Origin of the sequence: Streptococcus mitis, assembly GCF_047460035.1 — a bacterium.
Lineage (GTDB): Bacteria > Bacillota > Bacilli > Lactobacillales > Streptococcaceae > Streptococcus > Streptococcus mitis_DW.
In genome coordinates this window covers 198,502-219,276 of record NZ_JASHHB010000003.1, presented here as the reverse complement: position 1 = coordinate 219,276, position 20,775 = coordinate 198,502, and the positions used below count along the sequence as shown (strand labels likewise).

At 35.1% G+C, this 20,775-nt stretch carries 17 protein-coding genes; 10 read left to right on the top strand and 7 right to left on the bottom strand.

What is annotated here, in order from left to right; translation table 11 throughout:
* The first annotated feature begins 20 nt into the window (after positions 1–20).
* From QM956_RS04255 to QM956_RS04235, 5 genes are read left to right on the top strand one after another with little or no spacing between them, the layout of a single operon-like run.
* Positions 21–263 (top strand): hypothetical protein, encoded by a 243-nt coding sequence (locus QM956_RS04255; RefSeq protein ID WP_000627865.1) that lies wholly within the window; start codon positions 21–23, stop codon positions 261–263.
* A gap of 16 nt (positions 264–279) precedes the next feature.
* Positions 280–1,134 (top strand): VirB6/TrbL-like conjugal transfer protein, CD1112 family, encoded by an 855-nt coding sequence (locus QM956_RS04250; protein WP_001054256.1) that lies wholly within the window; start codon positions 280–282, stop codon positions 1,132–1,134.
* 53 nt (positions 1,135–1,187) lie between these two features.
* Positions 1,188–1,547 (top strand): PrgI family protein, encoded by a 360-nt coding sequence (locus tag QM956_RS04245; protein WP_001097589.1) that lies wholly within the window; start codon positions 1,188–1,190, stop codon positions 1,545–1,547.
* Positions 1,498–3,855: a VirB4-like conjugal transfer ATPase, CD1110 family gene (locus QM956_RS04240; protein ID WP_192855355.1), complete on the top strand. Its 2,358-nt coding sequence runs from the start codon at positions 1,498–1,500 to the stop codon at positions 3,853–3,855. Before QM956_RS04245 ends, QM956_RS04240 begins: the two co-directional genes overlap by 50 nt.
* Positions 3,856–3,866: 11 nt before the next feature.
* Positions 3,867–6,680: a phage tail tip lysozyme gene (locus tag QM956_RS04235; protein WP_261013568.1), complete on the top strand. Its 2,814-nt coding sequence runs from the start codon at positions 3,867–3,869 to the stop codon at positions 6,678–6,680.
* A 34-nt stretch (positions 6,681–6,714) separates the two neighbouring features.
* Here the strand turns inward: QM956_RS04235 and QM956_RS04230 are convergent, their stop codons facing one another.
* The 7 genes from QM956_RS04230 to QM956_RS04200 all read right to left on the bottom strand — a co-directional run bounded on the left by QM956_RS04230 (position 6,715) and on the right by QM956_RS04200 (position 11,770).
* Positions 6,715–7,323, bottom strand: coding sequence for a hypothetical protein (locus QM956_RS04230; protein ID WP_247933187.1), 609 nt, complete (start codon positions 7,321–7,323; stop codon positions 6,715–6,717).
* 1 nt (position 7,324) lies between these two features.
* Entirely contained in the window at positions 7,325–7,489 is a 165-nt protein-coding gene (locus QM956_RS04225) for a hypothetical protein (RefSeq protein WP_000201399.1), read from the bottom strand.
* Positions 7,490–7,544: 55 nt separating this feature from the next.
* Positions 7,545–7,754, bottom strand: a complete 210-nt coding sequence (locus tag QM956_RS04220; protein ID WP_173876161.1) for a hypothetical protein — start codon at positions 7,752–7,754, stop codon at positions 7,545–7,547.
* A gap of 649 nt (positions 7,755–8,403) precedes the next feature.
* Positions 8,404–8,910 carry a YbhB/YbcL family Raf kinase inhibitor-like protein gene (locus tag QM956_RS04215; protein ID WP_033680331.1) on the bottom strand — a complete coding sequence of 169 codons (507 nt, stop codon included), beginning with the start codon at positions 8,908–8,910 and terminating at the stop codon, positions 8,404–8,406.
* Positions 8,900–10,003 (bottom strand): MFS transporter, encoded by a 1,104-nt coding sequence (locus tag QM956_RS04210; RefSeq protein WP_173876162.1) that lies wholly within the window; start codon positions 10,001–10,003, stop codon positions 8,900–8,902. Before QM956_RS04210 ends, QM956_RS04215 begins: the two co-directional genes overlap by 11 nt.
* A complete protein-coding gene (locus QM956_RS04205) occupies positions 9,993–10,643 on the bottom strand; it encodes an L-threonylcarbamoyladenylate synthase (RefSeq protein ID WP_078352169.1) in 651 nt (216 codons plus the stop codon). The genes QM956_RS04210 and QM956_RS04205 overlap by 11 nt, the downstream gene beginning before the upstream one ends.
* Positions 10,644–10,645: 2 nt before the next feature.
* Positions 10,646–11,770 carry a LeuA family protein gene (locus QM956_RS04200; RefSeq protein ID WP_173876164.1) on the bottom strand — a complete coding sequence of 375 codons (1,125 nt, stop codon included), beginning with the start codon at positions 11,768–11,770 and terminating at the stop codon, positions 10,646–10,648.
* 127 nt (positions 11,771–11,897) lie between these two features.
* On the opposite strand from QM956_RS04200, the gene QM956_RS04195 reads away from it, so the two are divergent.
* The 5 genes from QM956_RS04195 (at position 11,898) to QM956_RS04175 (ending at position 20,705) form a co-directional block, all read left to right on the top strand.
* A complete protein-coding gene (locus tag QM956_RS04195; protein ID WP_033680329.1) occupies positions 11,898–12,767 on the top strand; it encodes a LysR family transcriptional regulator in 870 nt (289 codons plus the stop codon).
* 145 nt (positions 12,768–12,912) lie between these two features.
* Entirely contained in the window at positions 12,913–13,476 is a 564-nt protein-coding gene (locus QM956_RS04190) for a DUF3990 domain-containing protein (protein WP_247933188.1), read from the top strand.
* Complete coding sequence (locus QM956_RS04185) at positions 13,473–13,685, top strand: hypothetical protein (RefSeq protein ID WP_033680325.1); 213 nt, start codon at positions 13,473–13,475, stop codon at positions 13,683–13,685. The genes QM956_RS04190 and QM956_RS04185 overlap by 4 nt, the downstream gene beginning before the upstream one ends.
* Positions 13,686–14,034: 349 nt before the next feature.
* Complete coding sequence (locus tag QM956_RS04180) at positions 14,035–14,445, top strand: thrombospondin type 3 repeat-containing protein (RefSeq protein WP_125417035.1); 411 nt, start codon at positions 14,035–14,037, stop codon at positions 14,443–14,445.
* A gap of 47 nt (positions 14,446–14,492) precedes the next feature.
* Complete coding sequence (locus QM956_RS04175; protein WP_414302257.1) at positions 14,493–20,705, top strand: DEAD/DEAH box helicase family protein; 6,213 nt, start codon at positions 14,493–14,495, stop codon at positions 20,703–20,705.
* The last annotated feature ends 70 nt before the right edge of the window (positions 20,706–20,775 follow it).

Below are 20,775 nucleotides of genomic sequence, written 5' to 3'. Positions count from 1 at the left end.
AAATAGAAAAGAGGAAATAGATGATTACGCATTTTAAAGGTTTTGTTTATGGAGTAGACGCAAGTGCTATGTTTGCACAAGCTATGTCTTTGTTACAGAAGGGATTGATTGCAGTTGGTGCCTTTCTCGTTGTTGTGGGGATTGTCAATCTTGCAACCAATATTAAAGATGGTGGACCAGGTGTTCGGAATGCCATTCTGGAAATTGTCGGTGGTGTTATGGTCGGGGCTGCTGGAGCCTTTGTAACCCAGATTTCAATTTAGGAGGATAAACAATGACATGAATCTTAGTTTAGTCTCACCCTTTGTTTACCTTGCATCTGAAAAAATATCAGCTGAAAATTTATTTGAAGGATTTAATGTAGATTTACAATCTACAGTAGATCTAATTAAATCCCTATCTAGCTACAATCCAACAGTTTGGACTTATATGTCTAGTATTACTAAAAGTGTCATGCAACCTCTTGGAGTTGCGATTTTATCAGTTGTTCTCATCCTAGAATTTTCGAAGATGGCAAAGAAAATTGCTAACTCAGGAGGAGCGATGACCTTTGAAGCATTGGCGCCGATGTTGATTAGTTATATTATGGTTGCAGTTGTAATTACCAACACTACCGTGATTGTAGAAGCCATTATCGGGATTGCGAGTCATGCCATTGAACAAGTGGCCTCGATTGTGGCTCACGGTGGGGCAAAGTATGATACCATCTCTGGATTAAAAGGGTCAGGATTTATTGGCCGTATGATTGTGGGCTTTTTCGCCCTCCTTATCTGGCTAGTTCGGATAGTAAGTGCAGCCATGGTCAATCTTTTGGTATCTATTCGATTTATTCAACTCTACCTTATGATCCCATTTGCCCCTCTTACGATTCCAACATTTTTAAGTGATGAATGGAAGTCTATTGGTATTGGCTATTTAAAAAATATTATGGTCTATGCGGTACAAGGGGTTCTCATTTTTCTGATTGTTTCTCTTGTTCCTTTGTTTGAATCTGCTGGGAAAATAGCTGTTTCAAATGGTGCAGGAGTCCTGCAATCACTTGCGATTATGTTTGGTAGTTTAATACAAGCTATCTTACTGATTATTGCCCTCGTTGGTTCTCAACGTACGGCTCGCTCAATTTTAGGTATGTAATTAGATAAAGGCTAGGAAGTGATTGCTTCTTAGCCTTTTTAGAAAGGAAAGTCATGAATACACGTGTCTTTAAAGACATTTCAAAATACCAACACAGGGCTTGGTTAGGCTTCACTACAAGGCAAATCATCTTTGTTTTACCAGCCTTTATTGTCACAATTATTGTTTTGGGCTTGAATCTCTTTTTCTGGCAATTTGGAGATTGGTTTGTTTACGGTTTTGTGTTTGCTTTTACCATCCCCCTCATGCTTTTTGGAGTCTATAAACCCAATGATTTATATTTTGAACATTATTTGAAATACCGTCTTCATTTTGAATTAACGGTTCCCCTACGCACAATTACAGGAAAGAAAGGACCTGAACATGAAAAGAAAATCAAATACATTAAAGAAACAAAAAACTTCAATGACTAATCAGAAAGAAGTAGTTAAAGGAAAAAAAGAGGAAGTGTTACCATCAACGGCTAATACTCTTTCCTATCAAGCCCTGTATCAAAATGGTCTGATGCAGGTAAAAGAAGATTATTTCTCACAAAGTTATTTACTTGGTGATGTCAATTACCAGACCGTTGGTTTAGAAGATAAGGGCGCAATCATTGAGAAGTATTCTGATTTGATTAACTCCCTAGATGACCAAACCAACTTCCAATTGACTATCTTTAATAAAAGATTGAATTTAGAAAAATTCAGACAAAGTGTTTTGTATGAGGAAAAAGAAGATGGGTATGATAGCTATCGTCAAGAATTGAATCGGATGATGAATCAAAATTTAGACAGTGGGGAAAATAACTTTTCAGCTGTGAAACTGATTAGCTTTGGAAGAAAGGATACTAATCCCAAACAAGCCTATCGTTCCTTGTCTCAAATTGGAGAATATTTCAAGAGTGGTTTCTCAGAAATTGATGCTCGATTTGAATCCTTAGCTGGAGAAGAACGGGTGAACTTGTTGGCAGATATGCTTAGAGGAGAACACCATCTTCCTTTTTCTTACCGTGATTTAACGAGATCTGGTCAGACAACTCGTCACTTCATAGCGCCTAATCTCTTAGATTTCAAAAACAAGAATTACCTACAAATCAATGACCGCTTATTACAGATTGTCTATGTGAGAGACTATGGCATGGAATTAGGTGATCAGTTTATCCGAGACCTAATGCAAGGAGATTTGGAATTGATAGTGAGCCTTCATGCTCAAAGTTCTACCAAGGCAGATGCCATGAAGAAACTACGAACAAAGAAGACCTTAATGGAATCCCAAAAGATTGGGGAACAACAAAAACTAGCTCGTACAGGTATCTATTTGGAAAAAGTAGGTCATGTATTAGAAAGCAATATCGATGAAGCTGAAGAACTCTTAAAAACCATGACAGAGACAGGAGATAAACTATTTCAAACAGTCTTTTTGATTGGTGTTTTTGGTCAGGATGAAGAAGAACTTAAACAAGCTCTAGACACGATTCAACAAGTGGCCGGCTCAAATGACCTAATGATTGATAAACTTCCATATATGCAAGAAGCAGCCTTTAATAGTTTGCTGCCATTTGGTTGTGATTTTTTAGAGGGAGTATCACGGAGTTTATTAACGTCCAATGTAGCAGTGAACTCTCCATGGACTTCAGTAGACTTACAAGACCGTAGTGGAAAATATTACGGTATCAATCAAATCTCAAGTAATATTATTACCATTGATCGAAGCCTATTAAATACACCATCTGGTCTGATTTTAGGAACATCTGGAGCTGGAAAAGGGATGGCAACCAAGCATGAAATTATCACGACCAAAATCAAGGAATCTGGTGAAAATACAGAAATTATCATCGTGGATCCAGAAGCAGAATATAGTGTCATTGGCCGGGCTTTTGGGGGAGAAATGATTGATATTGCGCCTGATTCCCAAACCTATCTCAATGTCCTTGACTTGTCTGAAGAAAATATGGATGAAGATCCTGTAAAGGTAAAATCAGAATTTCTTTTATCCTTTATCGGCAAGTTATTGGATAGAAAAATGGATGGAAGAGAAAAATCGATTATCGACCGAGTCACCAGACTCACCTATCAGTCTTTTAAAGAACCTTCTTTGGAAGAATGGGTCTTTGTCTTGAGTCAACAACCAGAAGAAGAAGCGCAGAATTTGGCACTTGATATGGAACTGTATGTCGAAGGTTCTCTTGATATTTTTTCTCATAAAACAAACATTCAGACAGGATCCAATTTCTTAATCTATAATGTTAAAAAGTTAGGAGATGAGCTGAAACAAATCGCCCTTATGGTGGTTTTTGATCAGATATGGAATCGTGTTGTTCGGAACCAAAAATTAGGGAAGAAGACCTGGATTTATTTTGATGAAATGCAACTTCTCTTATTAGATAAATATGCCAGTGATTTCTTCTTTAAATTGTGGAGTCGTGTCAGAAAATATGGAGCTAGTCCGACTGGGATAACCCAAAATGTCGAAACCTTATTGTTAGATCCAAATGGTAGACGAATTATTGCAAATAGTGAATTTATGATTCTCCTCAAGCAAGCAAAAAATGACCGAGAAGAATTGGTTCAACTCTTAGGATTGTCAAAAGAACTCGAAAAATACCTAGTCAATCCAGAAAAAGGAGCAGGACTAATAAAAGCAGGTTCAGTTGTTGTTCCCTTCAAAAATAAGATTCCTCAAGGTACTCAATTGTTTGATATTATGAGTACGGATCCTGATAAAATGGCTTCTAATTAAGGGGAAGTAGAATGAAGGATAAAAGAGAAATTATACGTGCCCGAAAGGCATTTAGAAGAAATCTAAAAGATGAGAAGAAATTCTTGAAACAAGGAAAGAAGGAGGTAAGGAAACAGAAAAAAGATTCCTCTGTACTGGATGAAAAAGCATGGAAAAAAGAGATAAAGCAAAAGCTAGAGGAGATGAAAGAAGCTTCAAAGGAGAGAGTAAAACAAGCAAATGAAGACTACAATCATATTCTTCAAAATAGTCCTCCATCTTTTTTGAATCGTAAAGAATTAAGAGACAGACGATTACCTCATGCTAGGAAACGATTGAAAATAGCCAAGGAGCAATTTAGGGAAGCAAAGGCACAGTCAAAAGAAGAAAGAAAAGAACAGCGTAAGAAAAGAAACATCAATCAAAAGTTTCTCTACGGTCAGGAATCGAAAGCAAAATCCAATTTTTTCTTTCAAGGGAAGAGTTTAGAAGAATTAAAAGCTAAGAAAGAAGTCAAGGCCGCCAAAGAAAATTTAAAATCTACTAAACAAGCCTATAAATCCAAAAAGGTTAGTAGGAAAGCCAAAACTTTCCTTTATGTCCTTGGACGTGAAGGTGGAGAGTTAGCTTCAGAAAATGAAGATTTAGAAGGCTATCGCACACTTCAAGAGACCATTAGAAAAGGGAAACGCTACAGTCGGCTTTCTTATAATCTTGGAAAAGCTAGTGTCAAAACAGGACAAGCAACAGGTCGTTTTACCAAGAAAAGACTGACCAACACAAAAGAGCGATACCATCATTTTAAGGATGGAAAAGGATGGAAACTAGCGAAAGATAATCCAAGTTCCTTTAAAAATCGGTATCGAAAATTAAAGAAACAAGGTCTTACAAGTGTCCGAAATATCTATCAAAAACTAAAAGCAGCCTTTTCCTTCTTTACATTTGCGGCGGGAAATCCTGTAACCTGGATAGTTGGAGGATTAGTCTTTCTTCTCTTATTTATGATGAGCTTCTTTTTAGGATTTTCATCTGCTAGTTTGATTCAACAAGATGAATTTGAATTAACAAAAGCTTATACCCACCTAACTTGGGAAGACGCAGAACATACTCGTACAAATGACAAAGGAATTACCTATTACACAAAAGTTGATGATGTGATGGGGTATATGAACTTTAAATTCCATGACTATGAGTTACACAAAGCAGTTCACTTATTTAGTTCAGAAACTTACAAGGATTATCTATCTACTCTGTGGCATGATTTAAACGATGGGGAAGATTTGAAATCCATGCAAGACCTCTATGAAACTCCTAAGTATAAACTATCAAAAGACGATCAAGAGGAAATGAAGGAACTAAAAGAAGAGGGTGTGTATGCTTCCATGCAGGAATTGGACAATCCATTTGAGGGGAAAAGCAACGAAGATAGTCTAACCATGACTTATCGTTATGGATACTATGATTTAGACGGAAAACCTACTCTTCAGGAGTACATTCTACTAGAAGCCAAGGCTCACCAAACGATTGTCGCACCAATGGATGGGGTAGTATCTCTAGATGGTGACAATGTAATTCTCACTAACGGAAAAGGAGAGAATGAGAGTCGTTTAACCTTGTATTCTATTCATAATGGTCGTGCGATTGAGGGGACAAGAGTCCTAACGGGTGATATTATTGGTGAAACACCAGACGATACAGGTTTGAAAGTTTCCTATCAAAAGTATAAGAACAAGAAAGAAAAATTGGTGTATGTCAATCCGCAATTTTATTTTCCCAAAGTCATTCAACTTCAGACTACTATTTTACCAGCAATTGGTCAGTTTGGTGGGGATGAGTTTGAACGAGCAAAACATATTTATGAGTTTTTGAAATCTCAAGGGGCAAGTCCTCAAGCTATTGCGGCAATTTTAGGAAATTGGTCGGTAGAGTCTTCTATTAATCCTAAACGTGCTGAAGGGGATTATTTATCTCCTCCTGTTGGCGCTACCGATTCCTCATGGGATGATGAAAGCTGGTTAGCGATAGGAGGGCCAGCCATTTATAGTGGTGCTTATCCTAATATTCTTCATAGAGGTTTGGGGTTAGGGCAATGGACAGATACTGCAGATGGTTCAACACGTCATACAGCTTTATTGAATTATGCACACGCCAAAAATAAGAAGTGGTATGATTTAGACCTCCAACTTGATTTTATGCTTCATGGAGATAGTCCTTACTATCAAAGTTGGTTAAAGGATTTCTTTGGAAATACGGGCAGTGCAGCCAATCTCGCCCAACTCTTCCTCACCTATTGGGAGGGAAATTCTGGTGACAAACTACTGGAAAGACAAACTAGAGCCACGGAATGGTATTACCAAATTGAAAAAGGCTTTAGTCAAACAAATGGAGGACAGGCAAAAAGTGACCCGCAATCCCTTGAAGGGGTTCGTGGGGACTTGTATGATCATTCTGTTCCTGGTGGTGGAGATGGTATGGCCTATGCCTATGGACAATGTACATGGGGTGTAGCTGCTCGTATGAATCAATTAGGCTTAAAATTAAAAGGAAGTAATGGAGAGAAGATTCCAATCATTAATACCATGGGAAATGGTCAGGACTGGGTTGCGACAGCTTCAAGTCTTGGTGGAGAAACGGGTTCCACACCAAGAGCAGGTGCTATTGTTTCTTTTGTGGGAGGTACACATGGCACACCAGCAGACTATGGTCATGTGGCTTTTGTAGAGAAGGTCTATGATGATGGTTCTTTCCTTGTGTCTGAAACTAACTATGGTGGCAACCCTAACTATACCTTTAGAAAAATCTCGCAAGCAGATAGTGCCATCAGTTTTGCCTATACTACGAAATAAAAGAATCATGTCATCAGTTTAGGTGACATGATTCTTATTCTTTATAGAGTGACATATTTAATGCCATAGGCTGATAACTTACTTGATGATCGTCCTTAATCAATTGACTGTAAGCAACAAATCCGAACTGTTCATAAAATTGAATGACTTTAGGATGATTGATACTATCTAAAAATACCATCTGAGTTCCTACAATTGCTCGAAATTCTTCAATTTTTTGAATTACAATTTCAAATAACTCTTGTCCTGATAGTTTATTTAGCTTTGTGTTTTTGCCGAATTGACCGATAAGTAACACAGGGAGATAATCAATATTTTTGGGACTTTTCCCTTTTAGGACGAGTTTCTTTTTTAAGGATTTCTCTAAATCAGAAATATCAACAACTTTGAGAGATAAACTAAAGAATCCTAAGATGTTATTTGTTTCAGTTTCTTCAACGATAAAATTACGAGAACGATGTTGTTTTTCAAAATTGGGAGCTTTATCAGATAGATAAGTCAACATCTCTTCATTACCGTTGAAATCAACATTTTCTAAAATGATAGTTTTAAATAGCTCCTGAACTTGTTTCTCAGTTTTATCAGGAGCCAGCACTTGAATATTTTCAAGATATTGCTTAAGTGGTGTTACTTGAATTGTCATCTTACAGATACTTTGAAATGAGTTTATTTTTCGTTGGAGCGGTAGCGTCTTGTGATTCAATAGATTTCAAGACTGCTTGTAGCTTTTTAGATGGTTTATGATTAAGAATTTTTAGAGCATCTTCGTTTGTTAGTTTTATATCACGTGTTAAACTGATTGTAGCCATTTGTTCTACCTCCTGTTTCTACTTAAATTCATTATAGCTTATTTTGAACAAAAGTTCAATCTGAAGATAGTGTATGTTTTCTATAGTGTATAAATCCAAAATAAGTTTTTCTCTTGCATTTGTAGCTCATATTCGTTAGAATAATGGTGTAGATGAGTGGTTGGCTCATGGTCAATCTGATAGTAATCTTGGACATAAGGGCCAAGCGGTGGCGGACACCAGAATAAACCGACTGACTAGGTGGCTTACAGGTTCTGTAAGCCATCTTTTTTACTTTAATAGTAATGTTTTATATTTTAAGGAGAACGAAGTTTTGGCTCGTTCTCTTTTTTGTTGATGATATGCTCCAAACAACCTACACTGTAGAATATTAAGAAAATAGGATACTATAGGTTTAAATTAAATGTATAAGATAAATAGTTGGATTAGTAAAAGTTTCAAGTCTGATAAGAACAATATTACATTTCATACAACTGAATGTATATATTTTATAAGAGAGAGGGATGCTTGGTTTGGGAAAATCATTCAAAATACAGTTATAAGAATTTTAATAAGAATGAAAGTGTGATATTTCTTTTTCAATAATCTTCTAAATGTATTAAAATTAAGCTTTCCACTTATGTATTCTGCTAATAAACTTCAATACATTTCAATAGATTTTCAAATTTTGGTGGGGATTTTTATTATACTTTGTACGAGCTTTTCAATACCCTATCCCAACCTTTAAAATCCCTCAAGTTATTTACTCAAGGGATTTTTTATCTGCTTTTTTCATACTCAAACAGTCAGTCTAACTGTTTGATTTTCTTTGTGACTAACTCCCCTAAAAATAGTAGATTTAGCTACTTTACTGGTTTTACAAGATAATAACAAGACCTAAACGTTTAATTTATTTAGGTTTACCAATTATGACTTTAACATTTTCCAATAAGGTCTAACTCAACCGTACCCAAAGTTAAATCCTTTACTTTATTTAGTAATTCATTAACCCAAAAGCCATTTTTAAGTCCTGTTTTCTCTGATAATGCAAACACTTTTAAAGTATAGTTATGGTCTCGATCAGGTGGAGTCGGTCCAACAAACATTGTATCAATTTCAGAAAAATCACCATCTAAAAATTGACTAGAAAAACTATTTTTACCTTGAATTAATTGACCAATTCGGCTCATATTTTCTTCAATCTGAATACTATCACCATTAACTTTTAAATCAGCAACGCTCCAATGAATCCAAGGAAAAGAGCAAACAGGAATGGCATCATAATCAATAAGAGTAAAAGCGATATATTCAGTACCTTTGGGTAAATTATCAACTTCAAACGCAAAAGAACGAACCGGATTTCCTTGCATTATATCTTCCCTTTTTGCTTCCTTTCCAAACTCCTTTGGTAAAATATTATTAAATGTTGTTTTAATTTTCATTTTTTTCTCCTTTAAGAATTATAAAGCTAAATATACAATAAATAGCTAAAGCGATTAGCGACATACATATTACCCCTTCAAAATTAAAATTTAAATATAAGAGACCTCCTAACATAAGAAATATGATATTAAAACAAGCATAATACACTTCTGCAATTTTCAGAACAATAGACAATTTGCTATTACTCTCTTTTAACATTTTAATAGTCTGAGGTCTAGTAATTCCAGATGATAGCCCCAATAAAACCATACCTAAACAAATACAAATAATATTGTTGGTAAGAAATAATAGCAAAGATGGGAACAATAGTACGGAAGAAAAGTATCTATTCTTATTAACAAAAAATTTCGAGGAGATATTTCCCATCAAAGTGTATGAAGCCAATATTAAGACAAAATATTGAGTTGAAATATGCAGATCTGTAAAAAAATAAAATGGTAAAAATCCTGTAAATAGTCCTAGGATGATTCCTCTTAGGAAAACATAATGACCAACCCAATATTTTTCAAAATTCGTCAAATGATATTTAGTAGTATTTCTAAATTCACGTTGCTCTTTCTTATAATCTAGAGGTACTAATAAAGAAAGTAATATTGTATTAATAATCGTGGCAATAATCGTGGCATAAATCGGATAATTAGGATTTAGTTTATAAAGAGTCCCCCCAATAATTCCAGAAAATAATAATGAGATGAACATATAGCCATTTGTTCTATTTTGAAAATCAGTTGCTTCAGAATCTAAGAAGTACTGGATAAGATTAGTATCCTCACCAGCTCCAATAGAATAGCTTGCTCCTAAGCATAGTTGAGCAATAACAATTAAAATTGTACTATCAGATAAACTTAATAACCCTAATCCAATTAATTTGACAACTTCACTCAGAATTAATAATCTCTTTGATGGAATATTGCTAATGTACCTTTTAATAAAAGTAGAACTTACAAACGTTCCTATTCCATAACAAGACATCAATAATTCTATACCTATAATTGAGTATCCTTTTGAATATAAAATTATTAATAAAAAGGGTAAATAGAAATATGCCCTTGATAAAATCCGATAGAATATTATTCCCAACTTATTTTTCAATTACATATCCCTCCTTTTGTAATACATTTTGGATTTCTTTTTTGCTAATATCTCCCTCCCTCAAAATAGTGACAGTTCCAATATCATTAACTTTTATTATAGTACTTGATTTAGTAGCCAATGATTCTACATTTGATTTTAACAAATAATCAACTTTATCTCCCATATGTTCATCAGCGACCTCCTCTGTGATAAGTAGGTCATCAGCTGTTCCAGAGATATTAGCTGAGGTAATTGCAACTACTCCTCCTAAATATTCTACAAATTCTCTAAAAACTTCATTTTGAACACATCCCAAGGAAATTGTGGAACTATCATTTATTGCATAATGAAATGGACTAATATTTTCTACCACTATATTTAGTGCTCCTGGCCAAAACTCATCGACCAATAATTTCATTAAATTTGTTTGTGAAGTCTTACCATATTTTTCCCAATCATTAGGATTGGACATGAAAATAGAGAGAGGCTTATTTTTAGGCCGAATTTTATATTCAAAAATTCGGTTAATAGCCATCCTATTATCTGGAAGACAACACAAATTATAGTTAGTATCTGTTGGAACTATGATGGGATATCCAGCGTTTAATTTAGATTTGAGAATTTCTAAATTCTCCTGATTTAATTCTAAAATTTTCACTATTAACCTCTTTCTAATTTAAACAATTCTAAACAATCTTCTGGACTAAGCTTATCAGTAATTTTACTCAATTTTCTATAAAAACTTATTAGTTCATCAATATTGACATCACCTCCTACTAACGATTCAAAATATCTATATAAAACCTTTTTACTAGATATTCCACTAATTGTATAATTAGTGGAATTAGGAATTCCTAATTCATTCGGCAATAAATACTGGTACATTTCAATATTTTTCATAGTTCCATCTTGATGAATTCCTGATTCATGTACAAAGACATTCTTCCCTATTATTGGTTTAGTGGGTGCTACATCATACTCTAAAATATCACTTATCTTTATAGACAGTTGATATACAGTCTGCAAATCAAAGTCAATTTCATCAAACTTCTTCTTTTGTAAAATAGCAATCACCTCATCTAAAGATGTATTACCAGCACGTTCCCCAATTCCTAAAAAGGTTGTCTCAATCTGACTTGCATGATTCATAATCGCAGCTACTGTATTAGCTGTTGCTAATCCTAAATCATTATGACAATGCGCTGATAACTTTAGAGCTGGAAATCTACTATGAATATCACTAAACATTTTTCCATATTCATCTGGCGTAGAACATCCAACAGTATCTGCTAAAGTTACAAATCCTACTTCATAGTTTGAAACAATATCTAATACTTGGAATAAAAATTCTCTATTAGCACGTGTTGAATCTTCTAAGACCATATCTACATGCAGTGATTTTTCTTTAGAATAATCCAAAATTCTCTCTAAGCGTTTTAGATAGATATCCTCTCTAGTTTTTAATTTTTCGGTTATATGCATCTTAGAAACAGGTACCAGTAGTTTAATAACCGTATTAGGAAACATACTATACAGCTGGAATGCTAAGTCAATACTACTCTCAATCAAGCGAGTTAAAACTACCCCAGATTGATCTTTTCTTAATATACGCATATAGCCTTTTAAAATATTCAAATCTTGAATAGTATCACACATACCAATCTCAACCGAATGAATTTTGGATTTACTAATCTCAGTAATAACCTTTTTCTTAGTTGCAACATCTTTCTTAATCGACGTTTGCTGCATACCATCTCTAATTGTATTATCTTGAATGTATATCATACCTCACTCCTTATTTTATTAGATACGAGCTCCTATCTGTAATAATATGGTATACTATATCAAGGTATTTTAAAATTTGAAAAAAGTTTAGAAATCATTAAGAAAAAATTTATAAATAGGAGTAACTATGAACTTAGATTGGTATTACACTTTTTTGGTATTATCAAAACATCTCAATTATCGTAAAGCCAGCGAAGAGCTATTTCTTACCGAACCAACACTACATCAACAAATTAAGAAATTAGAAAAGCACCTTCAAGTTCAACTTTTCGAAACAGTGGGAAGAAACTTGACACTAACTGCTGTTGGAAGAGAATTTATAGAGATTGCTGAAAATCTTATACAAACCTATGAGCAAAGTATTCAAAAGATTAGGCTACAAAATAAAAAACAACAATTTCATATAGAAATAGCCGTATCTCCTTACATTGCCACATACCTTTTACCACAATTTTTACAGGAATTCTTTCAGCGCTATCCAGATATTGATATCTCTGTATCCGTGCTAAATAGCCATATTGAACAAGCTATTGAAACGAATACATTCGATATTGGTATTGATAGAGAAGTTCCATATAGTAAAAAAATCATATCCGAACAAATTTGTGAAGGAAAGATTGCCCTCTTTTATCCTAAAACAACAGTAAAATGCGACGAATTACAATTATTTAAAAACTATAAAATATTATCCGATAACCACCCCGTCTATTGGGAAAATCTAAAAAAAGAAATCATTGAGCTAGTTCCAGAAGCCGATTTCACTACTATCAATGATATTACAGTAACTGCCAAACTAATAGAAATGAATCAAGGCATTTCCTTTCTGCCCCTTTACTTAAAAAAGACTTTTACAGATAAGATTGCTCATCTTGAAACCACTACAGTAACCACCCCCGTTTCTTTTACTTACTTAATGAGCAGAAAAGCTTCTAAGGCTATCACTATTTTCAATAATGCGTTTAAGGACTTTATTTTAAAGGAGCAAAATTCAATTTAAGAATCAAAGGTCACTGATACTATTAGTGATTTTTGATTTACATATTAATCAATGGATTAATGACTAAAACGGAAAATAGTTAATGAGAGATGAAATTTATAAAATAGTACGTGCATAAATTATAGTAAAATGATATAATTAATTTATGGGAGAGTTAAGCTTTAGTAATCAATTTAGCAACACAGCCGTTTGGTATCACGGAACGACATCTACTCAGGTTCCATCTTTAAAAGATGGAATAGATGTTTATCATAGTAAACGGAACTGTGATTTTGGTATAGGATTTTATGTGACATCTAAATTTGATCAGGCTGTTAAATGGGCTCAGCGAAAAACAAAAGATGAACTTCCTTTTAATCCAAACGTAAAGCCTGTTGTTTTAAGTTATCAGTTTCAAGATTCTAATGATGTTGAAACGAAGATTTTTGAAATTGATAAAGAATACTTTCAGTTTGTTTATAAAAATAGATTGAAGTTAGACGCTAAGGCTGGAACTAATTTTCATAATTTTTCAGCAGTATTTGGCCCAGTTCTTGATGGTCAAGTTACTCGTTTGAAAGTCACTTTAGATGACTATTTCAAGGGAGTAAATTCCTTAGAAAAAACCGCTGATATTCTTTTGGGAAAATATCAGGGTGATACACAACTTTGTATATGTGATCAAAAAATTGCAAATAAACTAATCTTAGTTGAGGAGGACACGATATGATTTTGACAAATGAAAAACAAGCTCTTAGAGTTGAGGTAGAACAGTTTTTACGGAAGAATTATCGCATTACTCCTGATACTGTTTCTTCTGTCACAAATGTTGTATTGAAGAATTGGTTTGAAGAGTTGGATAATGGAGGCTCTCATTTGACTTCAGACCTTATCGCTGATAATATCGCGGATATTGCAAAACGTTACTCAGTACATTAATAAGTAATTTGAGTTAGGTTTATCAAATCCAAATCTTTCTTTATATTCTCAAAAACGGTTCATTACCATATTAGGTAATGAACCGTTTTTTGTGTACGACGGGCATGTCGTGCGTCTGAGGTGTAAGTCCTCCGTGGGCACCCTCGAAAAACGTGGACTGGTTTCGTGTTTGGATTATTACCTTGAACGACATGCGTTAAAAGTTAGTTGAACCGCCGTATGCCGAACGGCACGTAAGGTGGTGTGAGAGGGGCTAGAGATTATCCTCTACTCGATTTGTGATACTTCTTTCAAGGAATATTTGGTAGGATTGGAGTGAAAAAAGATTAACTAGGAAAGAAGGAACTATATGGAAGCCATTTATCAACGTGATTCGGATCAAGATGGACTGACTGATGCTCAAGAATTGGCGCTAGGAACCAATCCTCTTAGCGCAGATTCTGATGGTGATGGTCGTTCAGATTTAGTGGAAGTAGAAGAAGGAACCAATCCCTTAGAAAAGGATTTACAAGACATGGAACAAACAAGTATAACTGAACCGACATCAGTATTTATGGAAATGAAACAAAAGATTTCAGATATGATGGAGAGTCACTACAAGGAATTTATACAGGCTCTGATTAGTATTGAAACAGGGATTGAAAACCAACAAGACCTTGAAGACTTATATAATTACTACATGAGAACAGATGCCGTTTCTCTTTTGTCTAGTGATTTAGAAACCAGTCCTCAAGAGGTGGAAATGGAGATAGAGTTGTAGGGGAATCATGTGATTCTCCTATTTTCGTATAGATGAAAGGAGCGAGTATGGAAGTAATGCAATTATTGGCTATGTTTCGTGGAACAATTCCAAAAGATAGAGAGAAAATGGCCCTATTTCTTCGTTATCAAGCGCAACATTTTGATGAGAAATGGCAGGATTTGGTAGAGAGTTTTTTGGCTGAAGAGGGCAAGATAGAAGAGATTCCTCACGTCTATTCTTTTGATCAAGATATTGTTTCTTTCCTAGAGGCTAGTTCTGAAAATCATGACCAAGATTTAGAAAGTTATACAAGAAATTTTGGACAAGCAGGTCTAAGTAAATTATCTCAATTAAGTAGTTGGGAGAAAAACTTGGTGCTAGAAGTCGCAACCTATAACCTTTCCACTCGATTTTACATCCAATCTGAAAAAGAGAAGTTAGAACCATTAAGTGAGCTTGTATTTCATCAGAATCAGGATGTCAATTTAGTCAATGTCTATCGGGTTGCGAATAATCTATCTGACCGCATTAGTAGAGATATAGAGGAGTTTCTTCTAATGGTTGACTCAAAAGAGCTTAAAAAAGAAGTTCTTGAGATTCATTTTGAAGAAAAAGAGGGAGATGTTCTAGCCTATTTGGGTTCAGAATTGATGGCTACTTTAGATACTGTTACGGATCTTGTCCATCATGAAGAAAACTACCAACAACTTCCACTGACACAAAAGCTGAAGATTATTACTCATTTTGATGAAGTAAAGGCTATAAGAGAAAAGTCTAATCAAGTAGCGGAATCCTTATCTCCTTCAAGTGATATTGAACAGGAAACGGAAGAAACGAACTCCTTTTCTAATGTCGATAAAATTGTAGAAGAAGCTTTGAGGGAATATCCAATCGGTTCACAAGTAAGTTATAAAGGACAAGTATTTCAGTTGGTTTCGATTGAAAATGCACAGTTAAATGACTTAGTTCGCCTAGAGCTATTCAATGATTCCAACCAGTTATTTGAAGAGAATCCTATCTTATACTTGAACAGTTTGAAAGAGATTGAACAAGTATTGTCTCTTGTAGAACTTGAGAAAGAAGAATTAGAGATTGAGATTGAATCATCAAGTGAAAGTCAGGAAATAGATTTGTTTTCCTATTTGGAAGAAGAAAAAGAAAATGAAAAGGAAACAGAAACTCTAATTTCAGGTATAGAAGAGACGGATGTCTCTGTTCAAGATTTTGTTTTTCCAGATGATTTAGAGAACTTTTATCCTAAGACAAATCGAGAAAAAATTGAAACGAATATCGCCGCAATTAATCTTGTTAAAAGATTAGAAAAAGAGGGAAGACAAGCGAATCCAGAAGAACAAGAACTACTAGCCAAGTATGTTGGCTGGGGTGGCCTTGCCAATGAATTTTTCGACGAACTCAATCCAAAGTATGAAACAGAACGTTTAACTCTTAGGGGCTTAGTAAGTAAATCAGAATACTCGACCATGAAACAAAGTTCTCTCACAGCCTATTATACCGACCCAATGATTATTCGCCAGATTTGGCAAAAGTTACTGGATGATGGTTTTGAGGGAGGAAGAATTTTAGATCCTTCTATGGGGACTGGGAACTTCTTTGCGGCGATGCCTAGAAGTATACGAGAGAAATCAGAACTCTATGGAGTTGAATTAGACAGTGTGACAGGCGCAATCGCAAAACAACTTCATCCCAATACTCATATTGAAGTGCGAGGATTTGAAGAAGTTCCCTATCAAAATAATAGTTTTGATTTAGTCTTAACGAATGTACCATTTGGAAATTTTCGCATTGCAGATAAAAATTATGATAGACCTTATATGATTCATGACTACTTTGTCAAACACTCACTTGATTTAGTAAGAGACGGAGGACAAGTTTCGATTATCTCATCTATTGGCACAATGGATAAGCGGACGGATAATGTCTTACAAGAGATTAAATCGAGCACTCATTTTTTAGGGGGAGTTCGTTTGCCGGATACGGCTTTTAAAAAGATTGCAGGTACTCGAGTGACCACAGACCTCCTCTTCTTTCAAAAGGATCAAGCAAAGAATCTTCATGAGGAGGAGCTTGTCTTTAGTGGCTCTATTCCCTTTGAGGAGGATAAGCGTGTCTGGATCAATCCTTATTTTGATGGGAAATACAATACACAAGTTTTGGGTGAATATGAGGTACGCAATTTTAATGGAGGAACTCTCAATGTTAAGGGGGAATCAGAAACATTCACTACTGACATCATGGAAGCATTAGAGAATGTGGAGGCACCTAAACCAATTGACAATTCTTTGAAAGAACCTGTTTTTATCCAAGAAAAAGTGGATCATTCTATCCCAAGTCGTATTCGTGAGAACTTAGCGCTCTATTCTTTTGGATATGAGGGAAATCAAATTTATTACCGAGATACACATGGCATTCGGAAAAGTTCAAAAGTAGACGAAATTAGTTATTATGTAGACGAGAAGGGAGAGTTTAAAGCTTGGGACAGTTCTTTGTCTGAACATAAAATAGACCGATTCGTGCAACTTCATTTGACTGATGAGGAAGCACTAGATGTTTACAAGTCAGAAGAAGCGAGTAAAAGGGGGAAATATAAGGGACTGTTCAAAAAAACTGTCTTTTATGAAAGTCCCTTATCGGATAAGGATATTAGTCGCATTAAGGGCATGGTTGATTTGAGAGAGACCTATCAATCCTTAATTGAAATTCAACGTCATCCAGATTATAGTCGAACAGATTTTCAGGTATTACTTAGTAAACTCAATCGTGACTATGACCGTTTTGTAAGTCAATTTGGATACTTGAATGCGTCCGTTAATCGGAACTTATTTGATAGTGACGATAAGTATTCCTTACTAGCTAGTTTAGAAGATGAATACATTGATTCTAAAAGTCAGAAAGTAAAATATAAAAAATCTTTAGCTTTTGAGAAAGCATTGGTTAGGCCAGAGAGAGTGATTGCAAGAGTATCAACGGCTTTAGATGCCTTAAACTCTAGTTTATCGGATGGTAGAGGGGTTGATTTAGACTATATGGTATCAATTTATCCCGAACATAGCCTAGCTGCTATTTTAGATGAGTTAGGAGACCAGATTTTAATGGATCCAGAAAGCTATTTAAGAGGAGAAAGAAAATATCTTTCTAAGAACCAGTTTTTATCAGGAGACATTCTCAACAAGATAGAAGTAGTTCAACTATTAGTGGAGGAAAACAATCAAGAATGTGACTGGACTCATGCTTTAGATTTGTTAGAATCTGTTCGCCCTCCAAGGATTCATCTGGCAGATATTGAGTTTAAAATAGGGTCACGTTGGATACCTCAATCCGTTTATGGAAAATTTGCCTTTGAATGTTTTACTAATCGTGAATTTGAATTGTCTTCGCCTGATGTGGAACAAGTCATTGAAGTGAATCCTGTCGATGGCCAGGTTCATTTAAGGACATCATTTGCTTATCGCTATCCAAGTGCCAAAGATAGTAGTCTTGGAGTCAGTGGGTCACGTTATGATACAGGAAGAAAGATTTTTGAGAATTTACTAAATTCAAACCAACCGACGATTACTATGACTGTTACGGAAGGAGAAAAGAAAAAGACTATCACAGATTTGGAAAAAACCTCTGTTCTAAGAGCAAAAGAGCAGCATTTACAAGAGCTCTTTCAAGAATTTGTCTCACGGTATCCAGAAGTCCAACAAGTCATTGAGGAAAGCTATAATCGTCTTTATAATCGAACAGTTAGTCGAGAGTATGACGGTAGCCATTTAGTTATTGATGGCTTGGCTCAAAACATTAGTCTTCGTCCTCACCAAGAGAATGCCATTCAAAGAATTATAGAAGAAAAAAGAGCCTTATTAGCTCATGAGGTAGGTTCAGGAAAGACCTTGACCATGCTTGGTGCTGGGTTTAAATTAAAGGAGTTAGGGATGGTTCATAAGCCCTTGTATGTAGTACCCTCTAGTTTGTCTGCTCAATTTGGTCAAGAAATCATGAAATTTTTTCCTACTAAAAAAGTCTTTGTGACCACTAAGAAAGATTTTGTGAAGGCGAGAAGAAAACAATTTGTGTCACGTATTATTACAGGAGATTACGATGCCATTGTCATTGGGGATTCTCAATTTGAAAAAATCCCTGTCAGTAAGGAAAGACAGATGAACTATATTGAGGATAAACTCAATGAACTACGAGAGATTAAAACACATTCGGAAAATAAGTATACCGTTAAAGAAGCAGAACAATCAATAAGTGGTCTAGAGAAACAATTGGAAGAACTCCAACGCTTCAATCGTGATAGCTTTATTGATTTTGAAAATCTAGGAATTGATTTTCTCTTTGTGGATGAAGCACATCACTTTAAAAATATTCGTCCGATTACTGGACTTGGAAATGTAGCAGGGATTACCAATACAACGTCTAAGAAGAATGTGGATATGGAAATGAAGGTTCGACAGATTCAGGAAGAACATGATTTTAAAAACATTGTCTTTGCGACAGGAACACCAGTTTCCAATTCTATTAGTGAGTTGTACACTATGATGAACTATATTCAACCAGATATCTTAAAACGCTATCAAGTTGATTATTTTGACTCTTGGGTAGGTGCTTTTGGAGAAATTCAAAACTCTATGGAATTAGCTCCTACAGGGGATAAGTACCAACCTAAGAAACGATTTAAAAAGTTTGTCAATCTCCCTGAGTTGATGAAAATCTATAAAGAAACAGCCGACATTCAAACACAAGATATGTTGGATTTACCTGTTCCAGAAGCTCATATTATTCCTATTGAGAGTGAGTTAACTGAAAACCAGAAACTCTATTTAGAAGAATTAGTTATGAGGTCAGATATGGTCAAATGTGGAACAGTTGATCCGAGTCAGGATAACATGTTAAAGATAACAGGTGAGGCACGGAAACTAGCTATTGATATGCGTTTATTGGACTCTAGTTATAGTCTAGCAGACAATCATAAACTGCTTCAGGTAGTGGATAATGTTGAAAGAATTTATCGTGAGGGAATGGAAAATAAGGCTACTCAGATGATTTTTTCAGATATTGGCACACCTAAGAAAAAAGATAATGGCTTTGATGTTTATTCTGAGATTAAGGCTTTATTAGTTGATAGAGGAATCCCTAGTAAAGAAATTGCCTTTGTACATGATGCCAATAGTGATGAAAAGAAGAATAGCTTATCTAGAAAGGTCAATGCAGGAGAGGTGCGGATTCTCCTTGCCTCAACCGAAAAAGGAGGAACAGGTTTAAATGTTCAGAGCAAGATGAAAGCAGTTCATCACCTGGATGTCCCTTGGAGACCAAGTGACATTCAGCAACGCAATGGACGGATTATCCGACAGGGAAATGAAAACAAGGAAGTGGATATTTACCACTACATTACCAAAGGTTCGTTTGATAATTATCTATGGGCAACTCAGGAGAACAAACTCCGTTATATTAAGCAGATTATGACTTCTAAGGAGCCGATTCGTGCTGCAGAAGATATTGATGAGCAGACCATGACAGCTTCTGATTTTAAGGCACTAGCAACAGGTAATCCTTATCTCAAATATAAGATGGAACTAGAGAATGATCTAACTCTATTAGAAAATCAAAGACGCGCCTTTCAACGCAGCAAGGATCACTATCGTCATACAATCTCCTACTGTGAAGAAAATATGCCCATTCTTGAGAAACGATTAAGCAAGTATGAAGGCGACATTCAACAGTCTGAAATGTCGAAAGACCAGGCATTTTCTATGACGGTAGGTAAGCAAGCGTTTGATCAACGAGCTGAAGCAGGGGAATCCCTACACCGTCTTATCCGTCATAATCAAGCTGACAGCAAAGAATTCCGTACCCTAGCAAGCTATCGAGGATTTGACATTAAAATGCTTAGTCTTCCAACAAATCAACCTCTTCCTGAAACCTTCTCTGTTAAGATTGTAGGAGAAAATCAGTATTCTGTCAGTTTAGATTTGTATTCTCCTTTGGGGACAATTCAAAGGCTTCAGCATACGATTGATCACATTAAAGAGGACCAAGTGAAAACTCAGAACTTATTGGATGAATTAAAGGATAAATGGACTACTGCTAAAGTAGAAATTGAGAAAAATTTTTCAAAGGAAGAGGATTATCAAACTAAAAAGGCCGAATACGATGTACTCGCGCCATTGATTGAAACAGAAACGGATTTAGATATTATTGATCAGGCCTTAAGACAATTCCACGAAAAAGGAAACGAAAAGCAAGAACAACTTTCTTTTGAATTGGATTAAAAAATAGATATAAATAGCGGACAAGAAAAGAAAAGCGCGGTAAAATAAAGATAGAAAGAAACGAGGTAAC